This window comes from Spongiactinospora gelatinilytica (assembly GCF_003236385.1).
GTDB classification, from domain to species: domain Bacteria; phylum Actinomycetota; class Actinomycetes; order Streptosporangiales; family Streptosporangiaceae; genus Spongiactinospora; species Spongiactinospora gelatinilytica.
Genome location: NZ_POUA01000462.1, coordinates 1 through 5134, shown reverse-complemented (window position 1 = coordinate 5134; position 5134 = coordinate 1). Strand labels below are relative to the sequence as shown.

Sequence of the window (5134 nt, the reverse complement as noted above, 5' to 3'; positions counted from 1 at the left end):
GGGCTGGGGGGTGCGTCCCGAGCCGTCACCGGTGCCGACGGGCGTGGCCAACTTCGCCGGCGACGCCGCGATCCGCGGCCTGGCCGAACTGTCCAACACGGTCACGCACTGGTCGGAGTTCGACCGCGGCGGCCACTTCGCCTCCTTGCAGGCCCCCGACCTGCTGGTCGCCGACATCCGTGCCTTCTTCCGCACCCAGCGCTGAACAGGCCCGGGCCACCACCCCCAGGTGGGAGTGGTGGCCCGTCTGAATCACTTACCTCGGTTGTGGGTCACTTGCGGGCGCTGCTCGCGGGCAGGGACCGCGGGTAGTCCTGTGTCAGGGCGTAACTCTTACCGCCGAACGTGAGCACCCAGTTGGACGGGCTCGCGATCGGCAGCCGGTAACTGAGGTTCACCTCGGCGCTCGCGCCGTTGGCGATGGTCTGCCAGCTCGGCAGGGTGAGGGTCACGCGGTGGAAGTCGCCCTTCAGCCCGCCGACGTTGTTGCCGGTGTGGCCGGGCTGCACCGACATCGTCCAGCCGGACTGCTGGCTCATGTCGCCGGGGGCGGAGGTGCCGTACTCGAACGTGAACGTCGCCCCGCCCGGGATGGTCTGCCCGGAGTTGTTGGTGATGCGGAGCTTGGGAGTGATCGGGTAGTTGGAGTCACCTGTCGGGTAGTTCACCAGATCGGCCTTGACGTTCACCGTCTCGGACGGCATGGTCCGGTCGGTCTTCAGGTGCTTGTACGGCGTGGCGTTCTTGAACTTGTCGTACAGGATCGAGGTGAGCGTGGTGCCCATGAACCACTCGCCCTGCCCGTTGTTCCGGGAGGCGTCCCAGGCGTAGTCGCCCGCCAGCTCCCAGATCATGACGCCGCCGAGGCCCTTGTCCACCACGTAGTCGGCCTTCTTGGTGATCGACTGGTCGTCCTCGGTGGAGAGGAACACCTTCTTGCCCGCGTTCCACAGCCAGGGCGCGCCAAGGGTGTTGTCGTAGTGGCGGGTGTAGGTGCCGGTCAGCTTGTCGGCGGGGTCGGCGTCGGGGTCCAGGCCGTAGTCACGGATGTAGCTGCCCTGGATGCCCTGCTGGAGGTTCTTGGCGTGCCACATCGGGTTACCGCCGCCGAGCACCTCCTTGCCGTCCTTGTCCAGGTCGTGCCAGACGTTGTCGATGCCGACCGCGCCGTGGCCGCACGGTGTGGTCGAGCCGACCGTGCCGCCGGTGCCCGGCGGGCACTTGGTCTGGTCGGGCAGCGCCGCCTTGCCCCACAGGCCGTTCGTGCCGCCGGTGACGCCCTGCCAGCCGCGCGTGTAGTACGGCACGCCGATGTTGATCCGGCCCGCCGGCACCGCGCCGCGGAAGTAGTGCGCCGCCCAGTCGGTGTTCAGGTAGCCCATGCCGTAGGTGCTGTAGACGGCGCCGTCGACCTGCTCGATGTCCTTGCCGTCGTCGAACAGCGCGGCGTTCGGGCCCACGAAGTGGTTCCAGGCGCCGTGCAGGTCGTAGGTCATCATGTTGATGTAGTCGAGGTACTGGGTGATCTGGTGGCTCTCCTGGCCGCGCAGCAGCCAGCCGGAGGCCGGGGCGGCGACGGTCAGCATGTAGTACTTGCCGTCGGCGGCGCTGGCGGCGTCGAGCTTCTCCCGCAGCGTCTTCATCAGCTTGACGTACTGGCCCATCAGGGTGGCCCTGCGCGGGTTGGAGAACGAGAAGTCGTCCGGGTTGCCCGCGTAGTTCATCGAGGTGGCGTATTCGTAGTCGATGTCGGCGCCGTTGAAGCCGTACTTGCGGACGAAGTCCACCACCGAGTCGGCGAAGGTGTTGATGCCGGCGTCGGTGCTGGCCATCGTGTAGAAGCCGCCGGAGGCGACCCGCTTGCCGTTGTCGTCGATGTAGCCGCCGGTCTCCGCCCAGCCGCCGATCGAGACCAGCGTCTTGACGTGCGGGTGCTGCTTCTTGAACTTGTTGAGCAGGTTGAAGTGGCCCTTGTAGGAGTACGCGGGGTCCATCTCGGCGCCCGGCACGCCCGGCCACTCACGGCCGATCGCCGGGTTGGTCGGGATGTTGCCGCCCACCGACACCTTGTTCTGCGAGTCGATGTGCGCGAACGCGTAGTTGATGTGGGTGATCTTGTTCCACGGGATGTCGCTGGCCAGGTAGCGCGGCGCGCCGTTGGCGCCGTCCCGCCAGCTCGTGAAGTAGCCGATGATCCGGCGCTTGTGGTCCGAGCCCAGCTTCTCCCGGCCGTCGCTGTCGTAGACCTGGCAGTAAGGCGGCTTCACGCCGGGGGTCTGGTACAGGCCGTCGGGACGGCAGTTGCCGCCGCTCTGGCCGATGGTGACGGAGATCTCGTTGCTGAGCGGGGACACCTGGCCCGCGGTGTCCTTGGCGCGGACCGTGTACTTGTAGGTGCCCGCGGGGAGCCCGCTGATCGTGGTCGCGGTGCCGGTCACGGCCTGGACGGCGGTGCCGTCCTGGAGCACGTCATAGCCCGCCACCCCGTGGTCGTCGGTGGAGGCGTCCCAGGCCAGCGAGACCGAGTCGGACGTGGTGTTGGTGCTGCGCAGGTTGCCCGGCCGGGTGGGCGGGTCGTCCTGGCCCTCGTCCGGGGTCGTCACCGAGACCGCGGCGCTGATCGGCGAGAGCTGGTCGGCGGTGTCGCGGGCGCGGACGGTGAAGCTGTAGGTGGTCTTGGGCGTGAGGCCGGTGACCGTGGTGGTGGTGGCGGTGACGGTGGCGACGACGGTGCCGTCACGCAGGACGTCGTAGTTCTTGACGCCCTTGTCGTCGGTGGAGGCGTCCCAGGTCAGCTTGGCGCTGGTCGGCTTGATCTCACTGCCGCGCAGGTTGGCCGGCCGGCTGGGCGGGTCGTCCACGCCGTCGTCGGGGGTCTTCACCGAGAGTGCCGCGCTGGCCGGGGAGAGCTGGTCGGCGGTGTCGCGGGCGCGGACGGTGAAGCTGTAGGTGGTCTCGGGGGTGAGGCCGGTGACGTCGGCGGTGGTGCCGGTGACGGTGGCGACGACGGTGCCGTCACGCAGGACGTCGTAGTTCTTGACGCCCTTGTCGTCGGTCGAGGCGTTCCAGGCGAGCGCCGCGCTGGTCGGGGTGACCTCGGTGGTGCGCAGGTTGCCCGGCGCGGTGGGCGGGGTGTCGGTGGGCACGCCGTCGCACGACTCGCCGTTGAGCTTGCAGTTCTCCGGCGCGCCGAGGGTGCCGCTGTAGGTCACCAGGAAGCCGAAGGACACCGACGCGCCGGGGTTGATCGCGCCGTTCCAGGACCGGTTCGCGAACGTGTGGTGGGTTCCGGAACTGGTGAGCAGGGCGTCCCAGTACGACCCCATGCGCACGTTCGAGGCGAGGTCGAACTCCACCTTCCAGCTCGGCAACTGCGCGCTGCCGCCATTGGTGATCGTGCAGGTGTACTGGGCGCCGGTGCCCCAGTCCTGCGCGGTCTTACAGGCGGCGGTCGGTCCCGCCGCCGCGCCCGCGGGGACGGCGGTCGCCGCCACCCCCATGCCAAGGAACAGCGCCAGGGCGCCCAGCAGCGCCGCTGCCCTGCTTCCCGGTCTGCTTCTCGCTCTTGTCGGCCTGATCGCCATCGTTGCTCCACATCGCGGGGGGTATGGGTCTTTCACCGGTGAAAGCCCAGGACATAGAGAGCACATTTAGGAAAGTTTCCTAATTGTTAGTGGAAAGGTAGCTCCCCGCGCTGTGCCGGGCAAGACCCTCCCGCCCCGCAGGGGCAGTTTTGCGGTGGGGGGCGGTCTTGTGGCGGCGGCGGTACGTTTGCCACATGGACCCGGTCCAAGCCCTGCGTGACATCGCCTTTCTGCTGGAGCGGGCGGGCGAGCCGACGTACCGCGTGCGTGCCTTCCGGCGCGCCGCCGCGGTCGTCGCCGACCTGCCCCGCGACGAGTTGGAACGGCTGGCCGGCGCGGGCGGCCTCGCCGCGTTGCCCGGCATCGGCAAGGTCACCGCGCTGGCCGTCACCGAGGCGCTGGCGGGCGACGTGCCGACGTACCTGCGCCGCCTCCAGGCCACCGCGGGCGACGACCTCGAAACCGAGGCCGCCGCGCTGCGCGCGGCCCTGCGCGGCGACCTGCACAGCCACTCCGACTGGTCCGACGGCGGCTCCCCGATCGAGGAGATGGCCGAGGCGGCCATCGCGCTCGGCCACGAGTACCTGGCCCTGACCGACCACTCGCCCCGGCTGACCGTCGCCAACGGCCTTTCCCCCGCCCGGCTGCGCCGCCAGCTCGACGCCGTGGCCGAACTGAACTCCCGCCTCGCGCCGTTTCGCGTCCTCACCGGCATCGAGGTGGACATCAACCCCGACGGCACCCTCGACCAGGACCCCGACCTGCTCGACCGGCTCGACATCGTGGTCGCCAGCGTCCACTCCCAGCTCCGGATGAATCGGCATGCGATGACCAGGCGCATGGTCACCGCCATCGCCGACCCCCGGGTGGACGTGCTCGGCCACTGCACCGGCAGGATCGTCCGCGCCGGAGGCCGCCGGGGCGGGCTGCGCCCGGAGTCGGAGTTCGACGCCGAGCTGGTCTTCGAGGCGTGCCGCAGGTACGGCGTGGCCGTCGAGATCAACTCCCGCCCCGACCGGCAGGACCCGCCCAAACGCCTGATGCGCCTGGCCTGGGAGATGGACTGCCTGTTCGCCCTGGACTCCGACGCCCACGCGCCTGGCCAGCTCGACTGGCAGCGCTTCGGCTGCGAACGCGCGGCCCGCTGTGGCATCGGTCCCGACCGGGTGATCAACACCTGGCCGCTCGCGAATCTGCAGGGCCTGACACATCGTTGAGTGATGGCTACACTGAGTAGTCTATGCATGGGCTGGATCGCACGGCGATGGAGGCGGTGGTGGCCCGCATCCAGCGGATGTCCGACGAGCACGGGCGGGCGCTCGACGACTCCTGCCGCCTGCTGGCCGACGACGCCTGGCTCGGCCCCGCGGCCGTCCGCTTCGGGCAGGAGGTCCACGGCCTGCGGCACGACCTGCGCTCGACGCTGGCCCGCGCGCTGGCCGACGCCCGGGCCGGGCTGGCGGTGGCCCGGTGAGCCCCGGGCCCGGCTTCACCGGCGTCCGGCAGCCCGAGTTCGACCTGCTGGTCGCCGGGCACGGGGCTCACCGGGC

General features: G+C 69.9%; 3 protein-coding genes and 1 pseudogene. 3 read left to right on the top strand and 1 reads right to left on the bottom strand.

Features of this window, described 5'->3' with window-relative positions:
* Window positions 1-205 (top strand): annotated as a pseudogene (locus C1I98_RS34745) (epoxide hydrolase); the annotation flags it as partial.
* A 67-nt stretch (window positions 206-272) separates the two neighbouring features.
* Here C1I98_RS34745 and C1I98_RS34740 read toward each other — a convergent pair.
* The gene (locus tag C1I98_RS34740) at window positions 273-3584 is read right to left on the bottom strand and encodes a glycosyl hydrolase family 18 protein (RefSeq protein WP_158558303.1); all 3312 of its coding nucleotides are present in this window, start codon (window positions 3582-3584) and stop codon (window positions 273-275) included.
* A gap of 194 nt (window positions 3585-3778) precedes the next feature.
* On the opposite strand from C1I98_RS34740, the gene C1I98_RS34735 reads away from it, so the two are divergent.
* Window positions 3779-4801 carry a PHP domain-containing protein gene (locus C1I98_RS34735; RefSeq protein WP_111171559.1) on the top strand — a complete coding sequence of 341 codons (1023 nt, stop codon included), beginning with the start codon at window positions 3779-3781 and terminating at the stop codon, window positions 4799-4801.
* A 23-nt stretch (window positions 4802-4824) separates the two neighbouring features.
* Window positions 4825-5058: a hypothetical protein gene (locus C1I98_RS34730; protein WP_111171558.1), complete on the top strand. Its 234-nt coding sequence runs from the start codon at window positions 4825-4827 to the stop codon at window positions 5056-5058.
* Window positions 5059-5134 lie beyond the last annotated feature (76 nt).